Genomic DNA, 23,661 nt, shown 5'->3' with positions numbered 1-23,661 from the left:
TACCAGCCGTCAAAGGGCGACGAAGAAAGGCAGCGCCAGGTACAGCTTGATCACGATTACATTGATGATATCGATGAAGAACGCCCCAACCATCGGTACCACCAGGAAAGCGATCTGCGACGGACCGAAACGCTGCGTTACCGCCTGCATGTTGGCAATCGCAGTCGGTGTGGCACCGAGCCCGAAACCACAGTGCCCTGCTGCCAGCACCGCTGCATCGTAGTTGCTGCCCATGATTCTGAACGTCACGAAGATCGCGAACAGCGCCATCACCAATGTTTGCGCTGCCAGCAGAACGAAGAACGGCAGAGCCAGTGCAGCCAGGTCCCACAATTTCAGCGACATCAGCGCAATGGCCAGGAACAGCGACAAGCTGACATTCCCCAGTACTGAAACTTCACGTTCGAAGACCTGATACACACCCAGCAATGACAGCCCGTTGCGCAGCAAGACCCCCACGAACAATACGCAAACGAATGTCGGCAACTCGAACGCTGTACCGTGGAGCATGCTGTTCAGCAAGGAGCCTCCCATCAGGCTGACTGCGATCAGCGCAAGCGTTTCGATCATCGTGAAGGGCGTGATCAGACGTTCTTTGTTGGGCTGTTCAAAGCCCTTGGGAGTACGCGGCATTTCCTGTCCCATACCGGGGGTTTGCACGCGCTTGATGAGTAGCCGTGCGACCGGCCCGCCAATCAGGCCGCCCAGCACCAGGCCAAACGTGGCTGCCGCCAGTGCCAGTTCACTGGCAGAGGCCAGGCCGTATTTTTCACTGAAGGTGGCACCCCACGCAGCGCCTGTGCCGTGGCCGCCCGACAAGGAAATCGACCCGGACAGCAAACCCATCAAGGGATCGAGCCCCAACGCTTTTGCCAGGGCAATGCCCATCGCATTCTGCACCAGCAGCAGCCCGGTCACCGCCAGCAGGAATATACCGACAATGCGGCCGCCTTTTTTCAGGCTGGCAATGTCGGCACTTAAGCCGATGGTCGCAAAAAACGCCAGCATCAAGGGTGTTTGCAATGAAGTATCAAACTGCACGTGCAGGTCCAATGCACGCAGGCCCAATAGCAGCAGAGCAACCACCAAACCTCCGGCGACCGGTTCGGGAATGTTGTAGGTACGCAAGAAACCAATGCGTGTAACAAGGCTACGCCCCAGTAGAAGCACCAGGGAAGCGGCCACCAGTGTGCCGTAGAAATCGAGTGCAAGCATTCAGGTTACTCTTTGCTCTATTAGAGGCGAACACTGCAGGGGGTCGCCTGGGGTGGGCGAGTTTAGGGGCAATGTCAGCCCGCTACGGCTAGGAGAATTCTGAATAATGTTGGGATTTCACCTTGTTGAAATGAAGGCGTGCATCAGGCACTTCAGGCTTTGCCTGGAATACCGTACTTGCGCAACCGCTGGGCAATGGCGGTATGGGAGGTCTGCAGCCGCCCGGCCAACTGGCGCGTAGAGGGGTAGCTGGCATACAAGCGCTGCAACAGCTCGCGCTCGAAATCACCCACTGCCTGCTCAAGGCTCCCCACCTCCCCATCCTGCCCGCGCGCGACCGAGGTACCGGCAATGTCGAGGTCACCGATGTCCACCAGGTTGCTTTCACAGATGGCCGCCGCGCGGAAGATCACGTTCTGCAGCTGGCGCACGTTGCCCGGCCATGGGTTGGCCAGCATTGCCGAGTGGGTGGCCGGGGTCAGGCGGCAGGCGGGGCGCTGGATTTGCGTGCAGGCCTGCTGCATGAAGTAGTGCGCGAGCATGAGGATGTCCTGGCCGCGGTCACGCAGCGGTGGCACCTGCAGGTTGAGCACGTTGAGGCGGTAGAACAGGTCCTCGCGGAAGGTGCCCTCGGCGACCATGCGTTCCAGGTCGCGGTGGGTGGCGCTGATGATGCGCACATCGACCTTTACCTCACGGTCGCCGCCCACGCGGCGGAAGCTGCCGTCGCTGAGAAACCGCAACAGTTTGGCCTGCAGGTACGGCGACATCTCGCCGATCTCGTCGAGAAACACCGTGCCCTGGTTGGCCAGCTCCATCAGCCCGGGCTTGCCACCCCGCTGGGCGCCGGTGAAGGCGCCTGGGGCGTAGCCGAACAGTTCGCTCTCGGCCAGGCTTTCGGGCAGCGCGGCGCAATTGAGGGCGAGGAATGGCGCGGCGTGCCGGCTGCTGATGGCATGGCAGGCGCGGGCTACCAGCTCCTTGCCGGTGCCCGTCTCGCCATGCACCAACAGCGGTGCGTCGAGGGCCGCCACGCGCATCGCTCGGGCCTTGAGGGTGCGAATCGCCGGGGACTCCCCGAGCAGTGCATCGAAGCCTTCGGCATGGTCGTGGTGCAGGGCCGACAGGCGTTCGCCCATGCGGTTGGGCGGGTACAGGGTCAACAGGCCGCCGGCGTTGGTGATGGGCGTGGCATCCAGCAGCAGGCTCTGGCCGTTGAGCTGCATCTCGCGCATCGGCAGGTGGAAGTTGTTGTCCAGCAATGCCTGCAAAAGGCCGGGGTCGCCGAACAGTTCGCCGACTGAACGCCCGGCAGATTCGCGGCCACACAGGGCAATCAGCGCGGGGTTGGCCAGCAACACCTGGCCGGCGCTGTCCACAGCCAGCACCGGGTCGCTCATGGCGGCCAGCAGGGCATCGAGCTGCAGGTGGCGGCGCTGGCCGGGGAGGATGTCGACCACGTCCACCGACTGCACGCCCCGCACTTCGAACAGTGCATCGTGCAGCTCTTCGAGCACGGCGGGGCTGAGGGTCGGGGCGTCGATGTAGACGTTCGGCGGGACCATCTCCACGGCGTCCAGGTTGAGGTTGCGGGCACCGAGCAGGGCAAGGACTTCCTGGGTGATGCCGACGCGGTCGATGAAGCTGACGTGGATGCGCATGGGGGAGGTGGGTTGTGGCTGGGGAGGGCCTCAGTATGCCCTGATACGGGGTTCTGGCCAAAGTTGAGCGGTGATCCCATCGCGGGGCAAGCCCGCTCCCACAGGTACTGCGCTGTGTTCAAGTGCAGCGCAGTACCTGTGGGGGCGGGCTTGCCGCGAAGGGGATCACTCGAGATGTTCTGGCTTGATCGAGTCGCCGGACTTCACATCCAGCTTGGCGCGGATGTCTTCGAACATCGCGTCGTAGATTTTGTGCGGTGAGCTGAGAGTTTCGAATTTCTTGGGCGGGGCGAGGTGGGCCTGGGCCTTGCGGCTCATCACCATCAGGAAGCTGGGCAGCACCTGGTCCTTGGGCAGAAAGAACTTTTCATCAACCGTCTTGCCTTCGATGCTGCCATGCATGTGGAACTGTATGCCGCGCCCTTCCTTGGGATCTTGCGTCGCTTCGTACTCGATGTTGAGGTCGTAACTGTGGTCGGCGCTGTTCAGCGCAGTGCGCTCGATATGCACGTGACCGGGTTGAAACTGAGCCATGGCGGGGTCCTCCGGAAGGTCGAAAATGGCGGGCAGCCAGCGCCCGCCTACTGCATTCAACGGTAGCTCAGACCTGGCTTGGCCGTGGAAACGCGTGTGCCGGCGGTGCCCTTGACGATATCCTCGATGTTTTCCAGCGAGCTGATCACCGCCACCTTGCCAGTGGCGCGAGCAAAGTCACTGGCAGCCTGCACCTTCGGCCCCATGGAGCCGGCGGCAAACCCTAAGCGCTCGAGTTCGTCGGGGTGAGCCTGGGCAATGGCTTTTTGCGTTGGCTTGCCCCAGTCAACGTACGCCGCATCGACGTCGGTGGCGATTATCAGAAGGTCGGCTTCCAATTGCTCGGCCAGCAGTGCCGAGCACAGGTCCTTGTCGATCACCGCCTCGATGCCTTTGAGCTTGCGGTTCTCATCGTACATGGTGGGGATGCCGCCACCGCCTGCGCAGATCACGATGCTGTTTTTTTCCAGCAGCCACTTGATCGGGCGGATCTCGAAAATGCGCTTGGGCTTCGGGCTGGCCACCACGCGGCGGTACTTGTCGCCGTCGGCCTTGACCACCCAGCCCTTTTCCTTGGCCAGGCGTTCGGCTTCTTCCTTGCTGTAGACCGGGCCGATGAACTTGGTCGGGTCCTTGAAGGCCGGGTCGTTGGCGTCGACTTCAACCTGGGTGAGCAGGGTGGCGAACGGCACTTCGAACGCCAGCAGGTTGCCCAGCTCCTGTTCGATCATGTAGCCGATCATGCCTTCGGTTTCGGCACCGAGCACGTCCAGCGGGTAGGCTTCATCGGGTTTGTAGGACAGCGCCTGCAGCGACAGCAGGCCCACCTGGGGGCCGTTGCCGTGGGCGATGACCAGTTCGTTGCCCGGGTGAATCTTGGCGATCTGCTCGGTGGCGGTGCGGATATTGGCGCGCTGATTGTCAGCGGTCATGGGCTCGCCGCGGCGCAGCAGGGCGTTGCCGCCCAATGCAACAACGATACGCATGGGAATGTCCTTTGCGAAGATGGGGGTAGCGCCTCGTTTCTGTGTGGGAGCCGGCTAACTGGCGATCACCTGCGAAGCCGGTGCCATGCACCGTGTTGCCTGCATCGCCGGCAAGCCGGCTCCCACACTACCGAGGTGCTTGTCAGAGATCGGCCAGGGTCGAAACCAGGATCGCCTTGATGGTGTGCATGCGGTTTTCCGCCTGCTCGAAGGCGATGCATGCCGGCGATTCGAACACGTCGTCGGTGACTTCGATGCCATTGGCCAGGTCCGGATACTGCTCGGCGATCTGCTTGCCGACCTTGGTCTCGGAGTTGTGGAAGGCCGGCAGGCAATGCATGAACTTGGTCCGTGGGTTGCCGGTGGACTTCATAAGCTCGGCGTTCACCTGGTAAGGCTTGAGCTGCTTGATACGCTCGCCCCAGGCTTCGATCGGCTCACCCATCGACACCCAGACGTCGGTATGCACGAAGTCCACGCCCTTGACCGCGGCTTTCGGGTCTTCGGTGAGGGTGATACGAGCGCCGCTTTCCTCAGCGTACTTCTTGCAGCGCTCGACCAGGTCGTCATGCGGCCACAGCGCCTTGGGCGCGGCAATACGCACGTCCATGCCAAGCTTGGCACCGATCAGCAGCAGCGAGTTGCCCATGTTGTTGCGGGCGTCGCCCAGGTAGGCGTAGCTGATGTCGTGCAGCGGCTTGTCGCTGTGCTCACGCATGGTCAGCACGTCGGCGATCATCTGGGTGGGGTGGTATTCGTCGGTCAGGCCGTTGAACACCGGCACGCCGGCAAACTTGGCCAGCTCTTCGACGATTTCCTGCTTGAAGCCACGGTACTCGATGGCATCGTACATGCGCCCGAGCACGCGGGCGGTGTCCTTCATGCTCTCCTTGTGGCCGATCTGCGAGGAGTTGGGGTCGATGTAGGTGACGTTGGCGCCTTGGTCATAGGCGGCGACTTCGAAGGCGCAGCGGGTGCGGGTGGAGGTTTTTTCGAAGATCAGGGCGATGTTGTTGCCCTTCAGGTGCTGCTGCTCGGTGCCAGTGTACTTGGCGCGCTTGAGGTCGCGGGACAGGTCCAGCAGGTAGCGCAGTTCACGCGTGGTGTGGTGTTCGAGGCTGAGCAGGTTGCGGTTATGGATGTTGAACGCCATGACTGTATCTCCTTGAATTCGGTGAGGGGCCCGGCCGCCGCTTCGTGGGCACGGCCGGGCGTATGGTCGTTAGTAGTCGATTGGGTCGCGGACGATCGGGCAGGTCATGCAGTGGCCGCCGCCACGGCCCCGGCCAAGCTCGCCGGCGCTGATGGTGATGACCTCGATCCCGGCCTTGCGCAGCAGGGTGTTGGTGTAGGTGTTGCGGTCGTAGCCAATGACCACGCCGGGCTCCATCGCCACCACGTTATTGCCGTCATCCCACTGCTCGCGCTCGGCGGCGAAGCTGTTGCCGCCGGTCTCGACCACACGCAGCTTGACGCCCAGTTGCTCGCCCACCACCTCGATGAACGACTTGTTCACGCGGCGTACATCCATGCCGTACGGCTTGCTTTCGTCCGGGCGGATGATGAAGGGCACGATTTCGTTGACGACTTCGGGGAAGACGGTAACCAGATCGCGGTCGCAGAAGCTGAACACGGTGTCCAGGTGCATGGCCGCACGAGATTTCGGCAGGCCGGCGACGATGACCTCCTTGACTGCGCCTTTGGCGAACAGGTTTTGCGCCAGCTGGCCGATGGCCTGGCGCGAGGTGCGCTCGCCCATGCCGATGAGCACGATGCCTTTGCCGATCGGCATCACGTCACCGCCTTCGAGGGTGGCGTTGCCGTGCTCCTTGTCCGGGTCGCCGTACCAGACCTCGAAGTCGGCGTTGGTGAATTCCTTGTGGAACTTGTAGATGGCGGTGGTCAGCAGGGTTTCCTGGCGTCGTGCTGGCCAATACATCGGGTTCAGCGTCACACCACCGTAGATCCAGCACGTGGTGTCACGGGTGAACTGGGTGTTGGGCAGTGGCGGCAGAATGAAGCTGGAGTGGCCCAGGTAGTCGTTGTACATCTTGACCACATCGGCGCCTTCGCTCTGCGGCAGGTCCTGGCCGGCCACGCCGCCGATGAGGAACTCGGCCAGGTGGCGAGGTTCGAGACCTTCAAGCCAGCTGCGCACTTCGTTGGTCAGGCCGACACCAACGGTGTCAGGGGTGATCTTGCGGTCGAGGATCCACTTCAGTGCTTCCTTGTCCTGCACGATGTCGGTCAGCAGGTTGTGCATCTCCAGCACATCCACGCCGCGCTCGCGCATCTTGGTGACGAAGTCGAAATGGTCACGCTTGGCCTGATCTACCCAGATCACGTCATCGAACAGCAGTTCGTCGCAGTTGCTTGGGGTCAGGCGCTTGTGCGCCAGGCCCGGCGAGCAGACCATCACTTTGCGCAGCTTGCCGGCTTCGGAATGGACACCGTACTTCTGTTTTTCAGCGGACATTGTTCAATCCTCCATGTGGTGCAAAGACGTGGGTCACAGGGTCAGGAAACCGTCGTACAGGCCATAGGCCGCCACCAGGGCGCCGATGACCACGGCTGCGAAGATCAGTTTTTCCACGTTGGTAAAGATCGGTTGGCCGATTTCATGTTTGGCCTTGGCGAACAGGATCACGCCAGGGGCATACAGCAGGGCCGAGAGCAGCAGGTATTTGGTGCCACCGGCATACAGCAGCCAGATGGCGTACACGAGGGCGACAGCGCCAATGAACAGGTCTTTGCTGCGCTCGCCGGCAGCGTTTTCGTAGGTTTCGCCGCGCAGTGCCATCAGGAAGCCGTAGGCCGCCGACCACAGGTAGGGCACCAGGATCATCGAGGTGGCGAGGTAGATCAGCGACAGGTAGGTGCTGGCCGAGAACAGCGTGATCACCAGGAAGATCTGCACCATGGCGTTGGTCAGCCACAGCGCATTGGCCGGTACCTGGTTGGCGTTTTCGCGGCGCAGGAACTCCGGCATGGTGTGGTCTTTGGCTGCGGCGAACATGATCTCGGCGCACAGCAGCACCCACGACAGCAGGGCACCCAGCAGCGAGATGATCAAGCCGACGCTGATCAGTACCGCACCCCAGTGGCCAACCACGTGCTCAAGCACAGCCGCCATCGACGGGTTCTGCAGCTTGGCCAGTTCCGGTTGGGTCATCACGCCCAGCGACAGCACGTTGACCAGCACCAGGAACAGCAGCACGGTGATGAAGCCGATGACCGTGGCCTTACCGACGTCGGCGCGTTTTTCCGCACGGGACGAGAAGATGCTCGCGCCCTCGATGCCGATGAACACCCAGACAGTGACCAGCATCATGTTGCGCACCTGGTTCATCACGCTGCCAAGCTCCGGCGTGCCGGTGCCCCAGATGTCGGCGGTGAAGATGTCGAGCCTGAAGGCGAACAGGCAGATCAGCGCGAACAGTACCAGCGGCACGACCTTGGCCACGGTGGTGACCAGGTTGATGAACGCCGCTTCCTTGATGCCACGCAGTACCAGAAAGTGCACGGCCCACAGCAGGATCGACGCACCGATGATGGCGGCCGGGGTGTTGCCTTCACCGAAGATCGGGAAGAAGTAGCCGAGGGTGCTGAACAGCAGCACGAAGTAACCGACGTTGCCCAGCCAGGCACTGATCCAGTAGCCCCAGGCCGAAGAGAAGCCCATGTAGTCGCCGAAGCCGGCCTTGGCGTAGGCGTAGACACCCCCGTCGAGGTCAGGTTTGCGGTTGGCCAGGGTTTGGAACACGAACGCCAGTGTCAGCATGCCAACGGCAGTGATCGCCCAGCCAATCAGTACAGCACCCACGCCCGCGCTGGCCGCCATATTTTGAGGAAGCGAGAAGATGCCGCCGCCAATCATTGAACCGACGACGAGGGCAACTAGTGCGCCAAGTTTTAGTTTTCCAGATGAATCAGACATTTAACAACTCCGTACCAGGAGAAAGTTGACAACAGAATAAATCCGTCGCCCGAGCCATAACCTGACTTGGATCAGTTCATGGCGTGTGAAGTAGGAAATTTCCTTCACATGACTCCTGGAGAGTGCCGACAGCCTTGCTACAGGCCACGCGCGCTGGCACCTCCATGTACATCTAGAGCAAACGCTCTGTTTCAGCCTGCGAGCTTTAGAAGCTAGTCGCTTCTGCCGTTTTCGCAAATATTTCTCAACAGATACGCGGGATAAAAGTTGCCTGAAGGACATGCGTTTTTGTCAGGAGGCAGGTATAGACAAAGGAGTTATGAGTGCTATAGCTTTAATGGCTTTGTCGCTTATAAGTAGCCTTGTTTATATGCAGATAAAGCTGTTTCAGGCGTGTGACAACACACACAAAAGATGGGGATTTACATGAACGAACCAGGACAGAAGCTCCGCCTAGGCGCGTTGATCGCACTGGTAGTTGGTTCGATGATTGGCGGCGGGATTTTTTCGTTGCCACAAAACATGGCGGCACGCGCCGATGTCGGCGCCGTGCTGATCGGCTGGGGTATCACCGCGGTGGGCATGCTGGCGCTGGCCTTCGTGTTTCAGACCCTGGCCAACCGCAAGCCGGAGCTGGACTCGGGGGTCTATGCCTATGCCAAGGCCGGCTTTGGCGACTACATGGGCTTCTCTTCGGCCTGGGGGTACTGGATCAGTGCCTGGCTGGGCAACGTCGGCTATTTCGTGCTGCTGTTCAGTACCCTGGGCTTGTACTTTCCGGTATTCGGCGAGGGCAATACGCCGATCGCCATCGGCTGTGCCTCGCTGCTGCTGTGGGCCGTGCACTTTCTGGTGCTGCGTGGCATCAAGGAAGCGGCGTTCATCAACCAGGTGACCACCGTTGCCAAGGTGGTGCCGCTGCTGATCTTCATCGTCATCGCCGCCTTTGCCTTTCGTGCCGACATCTTCACCCGTGATATCTGGGGCTTGAGCAACCCGCAGTTCGGCGATGTGCTGGACCAGGTGCGCAACATGATGCTGGTCACCGTGTTCGTGTTCATCGGCATCGAGGGTGCCAGCGTCTACTCGGGCAGGGCACAGCGTCGCTCGGATGTCGGCAAGGCCACGGTCATCGGCTTTCTCGGCGTGCTGGCGCTGCTGGTGCTGGTCAATGTGCTGTCGCTTGGGGTAATGACCCAGCCGGAACTGGCTGGGTTGCAGAACCCGTCGCTGGCGTCGGTGCTCGAGCATATCGTCGGCCCATGGGGGGCCTTGCTGATCAGCATCGGCCTGGCCATCTCGCTGCTCGGCGCATTGCTGTCATGGGCGTTGCTGTGCGCCGAAATCCTCTTCGCCACAGCGCGGGACAAGACCATGCCGCGCTTTCTGGCCAAGGAAAACGCCAACCACGTGCCGGCCAATGCCCTGTGGCTGACCAACTGCATGATTCAGGGCTTCCTGCTGATTACGCTGGTTTCGGCGGGCACCTACACCAGCCTGATCTACCTGGCGTCGTCGATGATTCTGGTGCCGTACCTGTGGTCGGCCGCTTATGCAGTGCTGTTGGCGCTGCGCGCAGAGGGCTATGGCGGGCAGCAGGCGCTGCGGCGCAAAGACCTGCTGGTTGCGGCGGTGGCGCTGCTGTATGCGGTGTGGCTGCTGTACGCCGGTGGGCTCAAGTACCTGTTGCTGTCGGCGTTGCTGTACGCCCCAGGGGTGATCCTGTTTGCCCGGGCCAAGCGCGAGCAAGGCCAGGCGCTGTTCACCCCGTGGGAAAAACTGATTTTCGCAGCGGTGCTGGCGGGGGCGGCACTGGCGGCCTACGGGCTTTATTCAGGGCTGCTGAGCTTGTGAGGCAGGCGGGCAGGCGGGCTCTGGCCGCGACCAGATCCACAGGTTGCCCAGGGCCATACCGGCGATGGCCAGGAACACCGGCCAACGGTGGTCGAGGAAGGTCAGCATCACGCCTGCACACACCAGCATGCTGATGGTCGCACTGACCTTGGCCCGGCGCTGGATCAGCTTGCCGTTGCGCCAGTTGTACAGGATTGGCCCGAACAGCCGGTGGTTCTCCAGCCACGCCGACAGGCGCGGTGAGCTGCGTGTCGCCGCCCAGGCGGCCAACAGAATGAATTCGGTGGTCGGCAGGCCAGGGATGACAATGGCGACCAGGCCGATACCCAGGCTTACGTAAGCCAGGGTGCCATACAGCAGGCGCGACAGTTTCGAGCGGGCAGGTCGGGTCATGGTCTCACTGCGAAAACGGTGCGGCCACCGGAGGGGTGGCCGGGTAACGCGTATCAGGCCAGCGCGCTGTCGGCAGCGTAGGCATGCTTGAGCAGTTCGGTGAAGCGCTCGAACGCCGCAACAGCGCCACGCTCGGCAGCAGCGTCTTGCTCGGCCGACAGCTCCAGGCCATCAAGAATACGGGTGAACTGCTTCCAGCCTTCGGCGCGGCCACCGGCTGGCTCGCCCAGGTGCCGAGCACCAAAGCTGTCGGACAGTTCCAGCGCAACGGCACGCTTGATCAGAAACGCAGCGCCCAGTTTGGAGCCTTCGGAGACGAAGATCCAGCCCAGTGCCTCGGCAAGGCTCAGATTCTGCGGTGCGCCGGCGACGGCTGCGGGTACTTCGGTGTCGAGGTCGGCAAGGTCCAGGCGAGCTTGCTCGGCGCGGCAACGCTCGGCCAGGTCGGGGACGATGGCGATCAGTTGCGGGTCGGTGTACAGGGCCTGCAGTTCGGACTGGAACAGGTACTGCGCTACGACGAAACGGGCGAAGCTTTCGCGGCTGTCGAACGGCGCGTGGGATTTGACCAGGGCGTCGAGCTCGGTGTGCGGGGCGTGGGTGACCTGGTTGAGGCGTTGCGAGCGCAGGGCTGGGCGGTCGGTCATGGGGGTGTCCTTGGAAAATGGGGGCGTCTAGTGACAAGACGAAACAGCGGGGTGGGGACAGTAAAAAAAGCTGGGTTTCCCTGTTGAATGTACCGGCCCCATCGCCGGCAAGCCGGCTCCCACACGTGTTCCACCTAACCTGAGGGCAGCGGGGTACCTGTGGGAGCCGGCTTGCCGGCGATGGGGCCAGTACCGATCAGCTCAAATCAGATATCCCACACCACATTGATGGCGAAGTTGCGCCCTGGCATGGTCAGGCGGTCCAGGTTGGCTGGCTGGGTTACGCCTGCCTCACCCTGGCCGTCGTAACCCCGCACCGAGTCCCACTGCCAGTATTTCTTGTCGGTCAGGTTGTACAGCCCAGCGTTGACCGTGACGTCGTCGGTCACCTTGTAGAAGCCGCTCAGGTCCAGCACGCCGTAGCCTGGGGTGCGGAACTGCGAGCTCTGGCCATCCGGGGCGAAGAACGTGGTGTCGTCGACGCGGGTCTTGCGCTTGACCACGGTCCAGCTCAGCAGGCCGCCGTAGTTCGGCTGCTCGTAACCCAGGCCGAACACGCCGGTCAGCGGGTTGACGCTGTTCAGCGGCTGGCCGTTGTCATCGTTGCGGCCGTTGGCGTAAGCGATCGAACCCTGGGTGTACAGGCCTTCGGGCGCACCGAAGTGGTCGAGGTTGAGGCGGCCTTTGACTTCGGCGCCCTTGATGGTGGCGTGCTTGATGTTGTTGGCCTGGAAGGTGGTTTCCAGGTTGGCCGACTGCACGGCATCTTCGTCGATGAAGTCGCGGTACTTGTTGTAGAACACCGCAGCGCTGAAGTTACCGGCATCGAAGTTGCCACGCAGGCCGGTTTCGTAGCTCTTGCTCTTCTCGGGCTCAAGGCCCGGGTTGCCTTGTACGCTGTAACCCAGCGTCGGGTTGTCGAAGCGGCCGTACATCGACTTGGCAGTCGGTGTGCGGAAGCCCTCTGCGTACTGGCCATACCAGGTGTAGTTGTCGTTGAACGCGTAGGTCAGGCCAAACTTGGGCGACACGCGGTGCCACTTCTTGTCCGAGTCGTCCAGGCTGCCAGGCGCTGCGCCCGAGCCTTGGATGCCACGCAGAAACTCGTCGGTGAACTTCGGCTCCATGCGCGTGTAGTCGTAACGCGCGCCTGGCAGGAAGGTCCAGTTGTTCCAGCGGATTTCATCCTGGGCGAACAGGCTGTAGGTGTTGACGGTCGGGTCCGGGAAGTCGCTGACCAGCGCCTGTGCATCGCTGGCGCTCACCTGGCCGATGGCGCGGCAGGTGCCGCCGACTGCCAGGCAGGTGCCGGTGCCGCTGCGCGAACCGGTGACTTTCTCGTGCTTGAGGGTGGTGCCGTAGGTCAGCAGGTGGTCGGTGGCGCCGATGCTGAAGGCTTTGTCCAGCTGGGCGTCGAAGACCCACTGGCGGTCCTTGTAGGTGGTGTCGCGGGTACGAAAGACCGTGCGGCTGAACGGGAAGTAGACTTCCTCGGTGTGCTGGTCGGTCTTGGCGATCTGGTAGTTCAGGCTCCACTTGATGTGGTCGGCCACCCGCGAATCCAGGCCGAATTCGTGGTTGATGCCGAAGCGCTCGCGGGTCACGGTGTCGTTGCCGGTACGGCTGCGGTACATGCCCATGCCAGCGCCATTGGCGAACGGGCCGCCCACGGCGCTGAGGATGTCCTGGTCGCGGTCATCCTTGTAGCGCTCGTAAGTGAAACCCAGGCGCGCGTCGTCAGCGTAGTTCCAGCCAAGCTTGGCCAGCACGTTGGTGGTGCGCACGTCCTCCGGGTTGGCTTCGGTACGCGACAGGCCGGTGCCGCCGTGGCCCCCATACGACTCGGTTTCGTGGCCGTTGCGCTGGCTCACGTGCAGTAAGCCGTCGAAATCGCCCTGGCGGCCGGCCACGGTGGCGGAGGTCAGCCAGCTGTCATCGGCCGAGCTGTAGCCGGTCTTCAGCCGAGCACCCACATCCTTGCCAGGCTTGATGATGTCTTCGGGGTCGAGGGTGAAGTAGCTCACCGCGCCGCCGATGGCGTTGCTGCCATACAGCACCGAGGCGGGGCCGCGCAGGATCTCGACGCGCTTGACGATTTCCGGGTCGACATAATTGCGCTGGGTCTGGGCGTAGGGGCCATAGAAGAAGCTGTCGGGGATCGACACACCGTCGATCTGGGTCAGCACGCGCTCACCGTCGATACCGCGGATGTTGTAACCATTCAGGCCACTGCGCTGGCCGGTGCCGCCGACCGACACGCCCGGCTCGTAACGCACCAGTTCCTGGATGTTGCTGACGTTCTGGCGGTCCAGCTGTTCGCGGGTCTGTACGCTCACGGTGCTGGGCACCTGGCTGACGTCCTGGGCGCTACGGGTAGCACTGACGGTCATTTGCTGCAGGGCGATGGCGTTGCCCGCCGACTGGCGTTCGAGCACCACATTGCCGTTGCCTATCTTGCGATAGCCAAGGCCGGTGCCTTGCAGCAGGCGCTTGAGTGCAGCCTCTGGCGCCAACGAACCTTGCACACCTGGCGAAGCCACGCCCTCTGCCAGTTCGGCGCTGAAACCTACCTGCCACCCGGTCACCTGGCTGAAGGCATTGATGGCCTCGACCAAGGGCTGCTGGGCGATGCTGAAGCGGTAGTCGCCCATGCGCGGGCTGCTCGCCTGGGCTGGCTCTGCGGCCAGCGCAGGCAGGCTGCAGGCTCCGCTGGCGAGCAAGGCCAGGGTCAGCAGGGACAGTTGGCCGGTACGGCGGGGAAGGGTGGACGGGCGAGTTGTACCTGTGGACATCGAAAGCGCTCCCAGACGCGCGAACTGTTATAGGTGATGACCGTTCTTGTTTTCAAACAAGAATCAGTTGCATTGGCTATAACGAGACGGGCGGGGTAGCGCGATCGCGTAAAAATAATTGGCAGGTCAGTTGAGAATGACCACGGCGGGGTATTCGTGCAGCTGCGCCGAAGTGATGTGAGCCAGCGCGCGCAAGGTCTCCAGCGGCTGGTCGAGGCGATAGTTGCCGGTCACCGCCATGTCGTCGAGGTTGGCGTTGCGGTTGATGATCCAGCCTGGGTAATAGCGCCGCACTTCGGCCAGCACCTGGCTCAGCGGGCAGTTTTCGAACACCAGGCGGCCGTCGACCCAGGCCAGGTCCTTGTGCATGTCCGGGCGCTGGCGCTGGCCGAAGCCTTGCGGGCCGACGCTGATGCTGTCGCCAGCGCTGAGGCGGATGCGCTGGTCGCTGGCCGCCTGCAGGTCAACGTCACCGCGCTGCACGCGGACCTGCGCCTCGCCATCGAGGTAGCGCACGGCAAAATCGGTGTCGCGCACCTGGGCTCGCAGCGGCCCGGCCTGTACTTCCAATGGCAGTTGGGCGCCCGCCGGTACCTGGAAAAACGCCTCACCCTGCAGCAGGCGCGCCACCTGGCGGCCGTCACGCAGATCGCTGGCGAAGGCCGAGTTGGTGTTGAGCAGCACCTTGGCGCCGTCATCGAGTTGCAGGCGCTGACGTTCGCCCACCACGGTCAGGTGATCGGCCTGCAGGCGCACCGGCAGGTTGCCCACGGTGAACAGCCCTACCAGCAGCACGGCAGCGGTCGCTAACGGTTTCCAGTGTGCACGCAGGCGCCCGCGCACGGAGCGGCGCCGGCCTTGGTGCATCTGCGTGGCGGCCTGGCGCAGCGGCGTGCCGTTCCACAGGGCTTCGGCTTCGACGTAGGCCGCGGCGTTTTCCGGCGCGGCGCCAAGCCATTGCTCGAAGGCCAGGGTGTCGGCTTCAGTGGCGCATTGCAGGCGTACCAGCCAGTCCAGCGCCTCGTCCATCGCACGGGCGCGGGCGTCGGGCCCGGCGGTCGGCGGGCGAGGGACGGGGCTGTCGGTCACGGTGAATCCTTGAAATGATTTTCCCGAATGATCACGGCTAAGGCGGGGCGTGGCAAGCGCTTCGCCTCACTCTGCCGGCCGGCGGTCGTCTCACTTGAGGCGATCGGCCACACCTATGCAGATGGCCATGATCAATTTCAGTTCCTTCTGCACGGTGCTGGCCGAGACATCCAGTTGTTCGGCGATTTCCAGGTAGCTGGCGCCGTGCAGGCGGCTGAGGATGAAGATGCGTTGCTGGCGCTCGGTCAGCTGGTTGAGGCTGACGCTGAGGTGCTTGAGCAGTTGTTCGGCATGTGCGGCATCTTCGCTGCTGCTCAGGGGGGCGGCGACGTTGTGCAGGATTTCGTCGGGAACATCGTCGACCAGCATGCGCGATTGCACCCGACGCGTGCGCAGGTGGTCCAGGGCCAGGTTACGGGCGGTCTGGAACACGAAAGGTTCGAGGTGCTCGATAGGCCGCTCGCCCAGGGCACGGGACACCCGCAGGTAGGTTTCCTGCAGCAGGTCCTCGGCGGTGCTGGGGTTGCCGACCATACGCTGCAGGGTGCGCAGCAGGGAAAGGCGCTGGACGAGGAAGACGGAGTTGAACCGGGACTGACTCACGGGGGGACCTGGCCGACGAAAGGTTAATGATAATGCTTATCATCTTGCCTGTTGGTCAAGCGCGGAAGTGTTAGGGAAAGGTAAAGATTGTGAGTGTGGGCTGTGGTGGCATGTCTTGGCATCTTCAGCGCTCGATCTCAAGAGCGCTGAAGATCCCCCGCCAGGCGCCCCCTCAGCGCGCGCTGCACAGCGCCAGGCAGTTATCCAGCATACGGTTGGAGAACCCCCACTCGTTGTCATACCAGGCCATCACCTTGAGCATCTTGCCGTTGGCACGGGTGTGGTTGGCATCGAAGATCGACGACAACGGGTTGTGGTTGAAGTCGCAGGACACCAGCGGCAGGGTGTTGTAGCCCAGCACCTTGGAATGCCGGCTGGCCTCGAGGAACAGCTGGTTGACCTGCTCGGCCGTGGCTTCGCGCTTGAGGTTGAGGGTGAGGTCGACCAGCGAAACGTTGATCACCGGCACCCGCACGGCCATGCCGGTCAGTTTGCCGGCCAGCTCCGGCAGCACCAGGCCCACGGCTTCGGCGGCGCCGGTCTTGCTCGGGATCATCGACTGGGTGGCCGAGCGCGCACGGTAAGGGTCGCTGTGGTAAACGTCAGTCAGCACCTGGTCGTTGGTGTAAGCATGAATGGTGGTCATCAAGCCCTGTTCGATGCCGAACTCTCGGTGCAGCACCTGGGCGATCGGCGCCAGGCAGTTGGTGGTGCAGGACGCATTCGAAATGACCTGGTGGGAGGCGCGCAGGATGTCGTGGTTGACCCCGTACACCACCGTGGCGTCGGCGCCCTTCGCCGGGGCCGAGACAATCACCTTGCCGGCGCCCGCCGCCAGGTGTGCGGCGGCTTTGGCCCGGTCGGTAAACAGCCCGGTGCACTCGAACACCACATCGATCGCTTCGGCCTTCCAGGGCAGCTCGGCCGGGTTGCGGATGGCGCTGACCGCGATGCGGTCGCCATTTACCGTCAGGCTTTCATGATCGGCCTCCACCGATGCATCGAATGTACCGTGCACACTGTCGTATTTGAGCAGGTGGGCATTCATGGCGCTGTCGCCCAGGTCGTTGATGGCGACGACCTGCAAGTCCTGGCGGTAGCCTTGGGTATACAGTGCGCGCAGAACATTGCGCCCGATGCGGCCGAATCCGTTGATGGCGATGCGTAGGGTCATGGCAGTACCTCTGGCAGTCCGAGTGAAACCTGTGGCACAAAGAAGCTTCACTGAAACGGTTTTGTTGTTGGAATTACAAGATTATTCACTGAGCGATAGAAAACAAGCCTTTTTACTGGCAGTATTTTGTTTAAATATACAACGAGTGGTCGGGTGAGCCGCCTCCTCGATGCGCCGGGCCCCTTACACTGGAGCCTAGGCCGCAATCGTTTGGAGGGGAAATGCCCGGTAAACCGCCCTTACCGTTAGCCTGGAGTCCCGTACATGCACCCGCGCATCCTTGAGGTCACCCAACGGCTGGTTGAACGCAGCCGTGCCACCCGTGAACGCTACCTGCAGCTGATTCGCGGCGCGGCCAGTGACGGACCCATGCGGGCCAGCCTGCAGTGCGCCAACTTTGCCCACGGCGTGGCCGGGTGTGGCGCCGACGACAAGCAGAGCCTGCGGCTGATGAACGCCGCCAACGTGGCCATCGTCTCGGCCTACAACGACATGCTCTCGGCGCACCAGCCCTACGTGCACTTCCCCGATCAGATCAAGCAGGCCCTGCGCGAGGTCGGCTCGGTTGGCCAGTTCGCCGGCGGCGTGCCGGCCATGTGCGATGGCGTGACCCAGGGCGAGCCGGGCATGGAGCTGGCCATCGCCAGCCGCGAAGTCATCGCCATGTCCACTGCGGTAGCGCTGTCGCACAACATGTTCGACGCCGCGTTGATGCTGGGTATCTGCGACAAGATCGTCCCGGGCCTGATGATGGGTGCGCTGCGCTTCGGCCACCTGCCGACCATTTTCGTGCCGGGCGGCCCCATGGTCTCTGGCATCTCCAACAAGCAGAAGGCCGATGTGCGCCAGCGCTATGCCGAAGGCAAGGCCAGCCGCGAGGAGCTGCTGGAATCGGAGATGAACTCCTATCACAGCCCGGGTACCTGCACCTTCTACGGCACCGCCAACACCAACCAGTTGGTGATGGAGGTGATGGGCCTGCACCTGCCGGGCGCTTCGTTCGTCAACCCGTATACGCCTCTGCGCGACGCGCTCACTGCCGAGGCTGCGCAGCAGGTCACGCGCATGACCAAGGCCAGTGGCAGTTTCATGCCGCTGGGCGAAATCGTCGACGAAAAGGCGCTGGTCAACTCCATCGTCGCCCTGCACGCCACCGGCGGCTCGACCAACCACACCCTGCACATTCCGGCGATTGCCCAGGCGGCGGGTATCCAGCTGACCTGGCAGGACATGGCCGACCTGTCCGAGGTGGTGCCTACCCTGTCGCACGTGTACCCCAACGGCAAAGCCGACATCAACCACTTCCAGGCTGCCGGTGGCATGTCGTTCCTCATCCGTGAGCTGCTCGACGCCGGCCTGCTGCACGAAGACGTCAACACCGTGGCTGGCCACGGGTTGCGCCGTTACACCCAGGAACCGTTCCTCGACAACGGCAAACTTGTATGGCGCGAAGGCCCGCAAGACAGCCTGGACGAAACCATCCTGCGCCCGGTGGCGCGGCCATTCTCGGCCGAGGGCGGCCTGCGGGTGATGGAAGGCAACCTCGGCCGCGGGGTGATGAAAGTGTCTGCAGTCGCCCCCGAGCACCGCGTTGTGCAAGCCCCGGCGCGGGTGTTCCAGGACCAGCAGTCGCTGGCCGATGCGTTCAAGGCCGGCGAGCTGGAGTGCGATTTCGTGGCCGTGGTGCGCTTCCAGGGGCCGCGTTGCAACGGCATGCCCGAGCTGCACAAGCTGACGCCATTCCTCGGTGTGCTGCAGGACCGCGGCTACAAAGTCGCGCTGGTCACCGACGGGCGCATGTCGGGCGCATCGGGCAAGATCCCTGCCGCCATTCATGTCTGCCCCGAAGCATTTGACGGCGGCCCGCTGGCGCGGGTGCGCGAGGGTGATATCGTGCGCGTCGATGGTGTCGAAGGCACGCTGCAGGTGATGGTGTCGGCCGAAGAACTGGCCAGCCGCGACCTGCCGCCAGCGCCCCTGGGTAACGACCTGGGCTGCGGGCGCGAGCTGTTCGGCTTCATGCGCATGGCGTTCAGCCCGGCCGAACAGGGCGCGAGCGCCTTCACCTCGGCTTTGGAGAACCTCAAATGAAGGACCTGCTGGTTGGCGACATCGGTGGCACCAATGCCCGTTTTGCGTTGTGGCGTGACAACCAGCTGTACCAGGTGAAGGTCTTCGCCACTGCCGACTACACAAGCCCCGAGCAGGCCATCGAGGCCTACCTTGACGATCAGGGCATTGCCCGTGGTGGTTTGGCAGCGGTGTGCCTGGCGGTCGCCGGGCCCGTCGATGGCGATGAGTTTCGCTTCACCAACAACCATTGGCGGCTGAGCCGCAGCGCATTCTGCAAGACTTTGCAGGTCGAGCGGCTGCTGCTGATCAACGACTTCTCGGCCATGGCCCTGGGCATGACCCGCCTGCAACAGGGCGAGTACCGCCAAGTCTGCGCCGGCCAGGCCGACCCATTGCGGCCCGCATTGGTGATCGGGCCTGGCACCGGCCTGGGTGTCGGCAGCCTGCTGCGCCTTGGCGAGCAGCATTGGCAGGCGTTGCCGGGCGAGGGTGGGCATGTCGACCTGCCGGTCGGCAATGCCCGTGAGGCGGCGATCCACCAGCAGATCCACAGCCAGATCGGCCATGTAAGTGCCGAAACCGTACTCAGCGGTGGTGGCCTGGTGCGCTTGTACCAGGCCATCTGCGTGCTGGATGGCGCCGTACCGCGGCACAAGACCCCTGCAGACATCACCGACGCGGCCCTGGGCGGCGAACCCCAGGCGTTGGCGGTGGTCGAGCAGTTCTGCCGCTTCCTGGGCCGCGTGGCTGGTAACAATGTGCTGACCCTGGGGGCGCGTGGTGGGGTTTATATTGTCGGCGGCGTGATCCCGCGCTTCGCCGAGCTGTTTCTGCGCAGTGGTTTTGCTGCGAGTTTTGCCGACAAGGGTTGCATGAGTGGCTACTTTGCCGGCGTGCCGGTGTGGCTGGTGACGGCGGAATTCTCTGGACTGCTGGGCGCCGGGGTGGCATTACAGCAAGCGTTGGATCACTGAATTGTGAATGGGGCCGCTACGCGGCCCAATCGCCGGCAAGCCGGCTCCTACAGGAATCGTGATTGCGCACGGTTTTGTGGGAGCTGGCTTGCCGGCGATTGGGGCGCGAAGCGGCCCTTGCAGCAGGCACTGAAGACCTGCGACAAACAAGAGGGCGGGACACCTTGAGCACTGCCGGTAAATCGATTTTGATGGTCGACGACGATCAGGAAATCCGCGAGCTGTTGCAAACCTACCTGAGCCGCGCCGGCTTCCAGGTGCATGCCGAAGCCGATGGCCAAGGCTTTCGTCGCGCGCTGGAAAACACCCCCTGCGATCTGGTCATCCTGGATGTGATGCTGCCCGACGAAGACGGCTTCAGCCTGTGCCGCTGGGTGCGCCAGCACCCGCGCCAGTCACGGGTGCCGATCATCATGCTGACCGCCAGCTCCGACGAGGCCGACCGGGTCATCGGCCTGGAACTGGGTGCCGACGACTACCTGGGCAAACCCTTCAGCCCGCGCGAGCTGCAAGCGCGGATCAAGGCCCTGCTGCGCCGCGCAGAGTTCGGCCACGCAGCGCCGGCCAGCGCCGTGCTGGCCTTCGATGATTGGCGCCTGGACACGATCAGCCACCGGCTGTTTCACCGTGATGGCGAAGAAGTGATCCTCTCTGGGGCCGACTTTGCCCTGCTCAAGCTGTTTCTCGACCACCCCCAGCAAATCCTCGACCGCGACACCATCGGCAACGCCACCCGTGGCCGTGAGCCCATGCCGCTGGACCGCATTGTCGATATGGCGGTCAGCCGCCTGCGCCAGCGTCTGCGCGACACCGACAAACCGCCGCGGCTGATCCGCACCGTACGTGGCAGTGGTTACCTGTTGGCCGCGCATGTCTGCTGCGCTTCCTGAGCGGCGCTGGCGCTTGCTGCCGCGCTCCCTGTTGGGGCGCATGCTGCTGCTGACGCTGCTGGTGGTGTTGCTCGCCCAGGGCCTTTCGAGTGTGATCTGGGTCGCCCAGCTGCGCGCCAGCCAGTTGCAGGGGCTGCGCGCCAGTGCCAGCAGCCTGGCGCATTCGATGAGCGCCAGCGTCAGCTACTTCCGTTCGTTGCCAGTGGCCTACCGGCCGATGGTGCTGGACCAGTTGCGCAGCATGGGCGGCACACGCTTTTTCGTTTCGCTCAACGACAAGCCGCTGGACATGCCGGTACTGCCCATCACCCCGCGCAAGCAGGCGGTCATCGATGTGTTCCAGCAGGTGCTGCACGAGCGCCAGGGTGCGCAGATGGAAATATCGGTGGAGTTCGTCGGGCCCGATGACTTGCGCATCTTCAACAGCGGCCTGAAGCTTGATGAGCTGCCACGCTCCTGGGCGCATTATTCGCTGACGCTGGAGCCACTCAAGCCACCGGTGCTGGTCACCCAGATTCGCCTGGGCGAGGGCGAGTGGCTGTACATCGCCTCGCTGCTGCCCGAACCCTACACCAGCCTGGAAGCCGAGCGCCTGCCACGCCAACAGATCGGCTTCATCGTGCTGACCACCGCCTTGCTGTTGCTGTTCATCGGCCTGCTGGTGCACTGGCAGAGCTGGCCGCTCAAGCGCCTGGCACGGGCCGCCCGCGAGCTGTCGCTGGGTGCTGACGTGGCGCCGGTGGCCGAGGGTGGCGGTAGTGAGGTGGTCGAGGTTGGGCGGGCGTTCAACAGCATGCGTGAACGCATCAGCCGTTACCTCACCGAGCGCAGCCAGCTGTTCAGTGCCATTTCCCACGATCTGCGCACACCGATCACGCGCCTGCGCCTGCGTGTGGAGCTGCTGGAGGACGAGCATATGCAGGCCAAGTTCAGCCAGGACCTGGATGAGCTGGAGCTGCTGGTCAAGGGCGCCCTGCAGTGCGTGAAGGACACCGACATCCACGAAAACATCGAACCTGTCGACCTCAACCAGGTATTGGAAATCCTTGCCGAGCCCTACGTGCGTGACGGCCGCATCACTGTCGAAGGCCAAGCCTTGGCGCCGTACCCGGGCAAGCCGCTGGCGTTGCGCCGCTGCATCGGCAACCTGATCGACAATGCCATCAAGTACGGCGAGCGGGCCCGCTTGCGCATCATCGACAGCGCCGACGGCTTCGTCTTGCAGGTCGATGACCAGGGGCCCGGCGTGCCGCAGCAGCAACAGGAGCAGGTGTTCGAGCCGCACTTCAGGCTGGCCGGGCAGCAGCAGGGCTACGGGCTGGGGTTGGGGATCGCGCGCAACATCGCCCATAGCCATGGCGGCGAGGTGAGCTTGCTGAACTTGCGCGAAGGTGGGTTGCGGGTGACCTTGTACCTGCCGCGCGGCTTTGATTGAAGCCACTGGCCCCATCGCCGGCCTGCCGGCGATGGGGCCAGTGCTGGCAAAGCAAGTGTCACTTTCTGGTGACATACCCGCGGGCGTTCGTGACATCCCAGCCAGGACGGCTGGCTAGAATCTGCAAACCTCAGGCATGGAAGGTACGGGTGCATGGACCACATCGATTCCCCCGAACACGGCGAATGGCTCAGGGCTGAAGGCCGGCGCCTGCTGTCGTTTGCCAAGGCTTCGCAGGTGGCTGAAGGCTTCGCCGCTCTCGACGCACAAGGCAGGCTGCTGCCCGTCGCCTGCGCCGAGACCATTATCACGGCGCGCATGACCCACAGCTTCGCCCTGGCCCATCTGCAGGGTGAGCCTGGCTGCCTGGCATTGGTCGAACACGGCGTGCGCGCGCTGCGCGGGCCGTTGCACGATGCCAGGCACGGCGGTTGGTTCGCCCGCCCGCATCGGCAGGGCGACGACGGCAAGGCGGCGTACCTGCATGCGTTTGTCGCGCTGGCCGCCAGCTCTGCGGTGGTGGCGGATGCTGCCGGTGCGCAGGGCTTGCTGGCGGATGCAATCCGGGTGCTCGAACAGCGCTTCTGGTGTGAGGACGAGGGCGCGTTGCGCGAGTCCTTCTCCCGCGATTGGCAGCAGCCCGAGGCCTACCGCGGTGCCAACAGCAACATGCACGCCACCGAGGCGTTTCTGGCCCTGGCGGATGTCACCGGCGATACGCTGTGGCTGGAGCGCGCCCTGCGCATCGTCGAGCGCATCATCCAAGGCCATGCGGCCGCCAACGGCTACCGGGTGGTCGAGCATTTCGATGCGCACTGGCAGCCCGTGCCCGAATACAACCGCGACAACCCCGCTGATCACTTCCGGCCTTACGGCACCACGCCCGGGCACGCGTTCGAATGGTCGCGGCTGATGCTGCATCTGGAGGCCGCGCGGCGCTTGGCCGGGTTACCCACGCCGGATGGGTTGCTGGCCTGCGCCCGTGGCTTGTTCGCCAGTGCCTGCCAGCATGCCTGGGGCGTTGAGGGTACAGCGGGCATCGTCTACACCCTCGACTGGCACGACCAGCCCGTTGTGCGTGAGCGCCTGCACTGGGTGCACGCCGAAGCGTGCGCCAGCGCTGCAGCCCTGCTTCGGCGTACCGGCGAGCCTGACTACGCGCACTGGTATCGTCGCTTCTGGGCGTTTATCGACACTCATTTCATCGACCGCGCCGCCGGCAGCTGGCACCACGAACTCGACCCTGCCAACCGGCCCGCTGCAACCATCTGGGCCGGCAAGCCCGACCTCTACCACGCCTACCAGGCGGTGTTGCTGCCTACACTGCCGCTAGCACCCAGCCTTGCCACCGCGCTGGCGCGCAATGTAACCAAACGATGACATTCACGCATCGCTTCGTTACCT

19 protein-coding genes are annotated in these 23,661 nt (G+C 63.4%); 6 read left to right on the top strand and 13 right to left on the bottom strand.

Annotation, left to right across the window (positions count from 1 at the left end):
- Positions 1–9: 9 nt before the first annotated feature.
- From gltS to arcD (ABEH27_RS01835), 7 genes are all read right to left on the bottom strand, one after another.
- Positions 10–1,215 (bottom strand): sodium/glutamate symporter, encoded by a 1,206-nt coding sequence (gene gltS, locus ABEH27_RS01865; protein WP_346611927.1) that lies wholly within the window; start codon positions 1,213–1,215, stop codon positions 10–12.
- A gap of 152 nt (positions 1,216–1,367) precedes the next feature.
- Positions 1,368–2,876, bottom strand: coding sequence for a sigma-54-dependent transcriptional regulator (locus ABEH27_RS01860; protein WP_346611926.1), 1,509 nt, complete (start codon positions 2,874–2,876; stop codon positions 1,368–1,370).
- 165 nt (positions 2,877–3,041) lie between these two features.
- Positions 3,042–3,410 carry a DUF5064 family protein gene (locus tag ABEH27_RS01855; RefSeq protein ID WP_306379056.1) on the bottom strand — a complete coding sequence of 123 codons (369 nt, stop codon included), beginning with the start codon at positions 3,408–3,410 and terminating at the stop codon, positions 3,042–3,044.
- A 56-nt stretch (positions 3,411–3,466) separates the two neighbouring features.
- Positions 3,467–4,396 (bottom strand): carbamate kinase, encoded by a 930-nt coding sequence (gene arcC / locus ABEH27_RS01850; protein ID WP_346611925.1) that lies wholly within the window; start codon positions 4,394–4,396, stop codon positions 3,467–3,469.
- A gap of 142 nt (positions 4,397–4,538) precedes the next feature.
- Entirely contained in the window at positions 4,539–5,549 is a 1,011-nt protein-coding gene (locus ABEH27_RS01845) for an ornithine carbamoyltransferase (RefSeq protein WP_012270693.1), read from the bottom strand.
- Positions 5,550–5,618: 69 nt separating this feature from the next.
- Positions 5,619–6,872, bottom strand: a complete 1,254-nt coding sequence (gene arcA, locus ABEH27_RS01840) for an arginine deiminase (protein ID WP_346611924.1) — start codon at positions 6,870–6,872, stop codon at positions 5,619–5,621.
- A 33-nt stretch (positions 6,873–6,905) separates the two neighbouring features.
- On the bottom strand, positions 6,906–8,333 hold the full coding sequence (gene arcD, locus ABEH27_RS01835; RefSeq protein WP_346611923.1) for an arginine-ornithine antiporter: 1,428 nt from the start codon (positions 8,331–8,333) through the stop codon (positions 6,906–6,908).
- Between the two features lie 426 nt (positions 8,334–8,759).
- Between arcD (ABEH27_RS01835) and arcD (ABEH27_RS01830) the strand changes: the two genes are divergently transcribed.
- Positions 8,760–10,187, top strand: a complete 1,428-nt coding sequence (arcD, locus tag ABEH27_RS01830) for an arginine-ornithine antiporter (protein ID WP_346611922.1) — start codon at positions 8,760–8,762, stop codon at positions 10,185–10,187.
- Here arcD (ABEH27_RS01830) and ABEH27_RS01825 read toward each other — a convergent pair.
- From ABEH27_RS01825 to gap, 6 genes are all read right to left on the bottom strand, one after another.
- Entirely contained in the window at positions 10,167–10,580 is a 414-nt protein-coding gene (locus tag ABEH27_RS01825; protein WP_346611921.1) for a YbaN family protein, read from the bottom strand. The genes arcD (ABEH27_RS01830) and ABEH27_RS01825 overlap by 21 nt on opposite strands.
- Before the next feature lie 53 nt (positions 10,581–10,633).
- Positions 10,634–11,227 (bottom strand): biliverdin-producing heme oxygenase, encoded by a 594-nt coding sequence (locus ABEH27_RS01820; protein WP_346611920.1) that lies wholly within the window; start codon positions 11,225–11,227, stop codon positions 10,634–10,636.
- A 206-nt stretch (positions 11,228–11,433) separates the two neighbouring features.
- The gene (locus ABEH27_RS01815; protein WP_346611919.1) at positions 11,434–14,019 is read right to left on the bottom strand and encodes a TonB-dependent receptor; all 2,586 of its coding nucleotides are present in this window, start codon (positions 14,017–14,019) and stop codon (positions 11,434–11,436) included.
- Between the two features lie 126 nt (positions 14,020–14,145).
- A complete protein-coding gene (locus tag ABEH27_RS01810) occupies positions 14,146–15,108 on the bottom strand; it encodes a FecR domain-containing protein (protein WP_346611918.1) in 963 nt (320 codons plus the stop codon).
- A 90-nt stretch (positions 15,109–15,198) separates the two neighbouring features.
- Entirely contained in the window at positions 15,199–15,711 is a 513-nt protein-coding gene (locus ABEH27_RS01805; RefSeq protein WP_346611917.1) for an RNA polymerase sigma factor, read from the bottom strand.
- 172 nt (positions 15,712–15,883) lie between these two features.
- Entirely contained in the window at positions 15,884–16,885 is a 1,002-nt protein-coding gene (gap, locus tag ABEH27_RS01800) for a type I glyceraldehyde-3-phosphate dehydrogenase (RefSeq protein ID WP_346611916.1), read from the bottom strand.
- A gap of 264 nt (positions 16,886–17,149) precedes the next feature.
- Here gap and edd point away from each other — a divergent pair, with 264 nt between their 5' ends.
- From edd to ABEH27_RS01775, 5 genes are all read left to right on the top strand, one after another.
- Positions 17,150–18,976 (top strand): phosphogluconate dehydratase, encoded by a 1,827-nt coding sequence (gene edd / locus ABEH27_RS01795; protein WP_346611915.1) that lies wholly within the window; start codon positions 17,150–17,152, stop codon positions 18,974–18,976.
- The gene (locus ABEH27_RS01790) at positions 18,973–19,932 is read left to right on the top strand and encodes a glucokinase (protein ID WP_346611914.1); all 960 of its coding nucleotides are present in this window, start codon (positions 18,973–18,975) and stop codon (positions 19,930–19,932) included. Before edd ends, ABEH27_RS01790 begins: the two co-directional genes overlap by 4 nt.
- 164 nt (positions 19,933–20,096) lie before the next feature.
- A complete protein-coding gene (gene gltR / locus ABEH27_RS01785; RefSeq protein WP_346611913.1) occupies positions 20,097–20,822 on the top strand; it encodes a two-component system response regulator GltR in 726 nt (241 codons plus the stop codon).
- Entirely contained in the window at positions 20,803–22,257 is a 1,455-nt protein-coding gene (locus tag ABEH27_RS01780) for an ATP-binding protein (protein ID WP_346611912.1), read from the top strand. Before gltR ends, ABEH27_RS01780 begins: the two co-directional genes overlap by 20 nt.
- Before the next feature lie 153 nt (positions 22,258–22,410).
- The gene (locus ABEH27_RS01775; RefSeq protein WP_346611911.1) at positions 22,411–23,637 is read left to right on the top strand and encodes an AGE family epimerase/isomerase; all 1,227 of its coding nucleotides are present in this window, start codon (positions 22,411–22,413) and stop codon (positions 23,635–23,637) included.
- Positions 23,638–23,661: the final 24 nt, after the last annotated feature.

Source organism: Pseudomonas sp. P39-UII1 (assembly GCF_039672635.1).
Lineage (GTDB): Bacteria > Pseudomonadota > Gammaproteobacteria > Pseudomonadales > Pseudomonadaceae > Aquipseudomonas.
The sequence above is the reverse complement of the archived record's forward strand: the minus strand, read 5'-3'. Positions and strand labels throughout refer to the sequence as shown.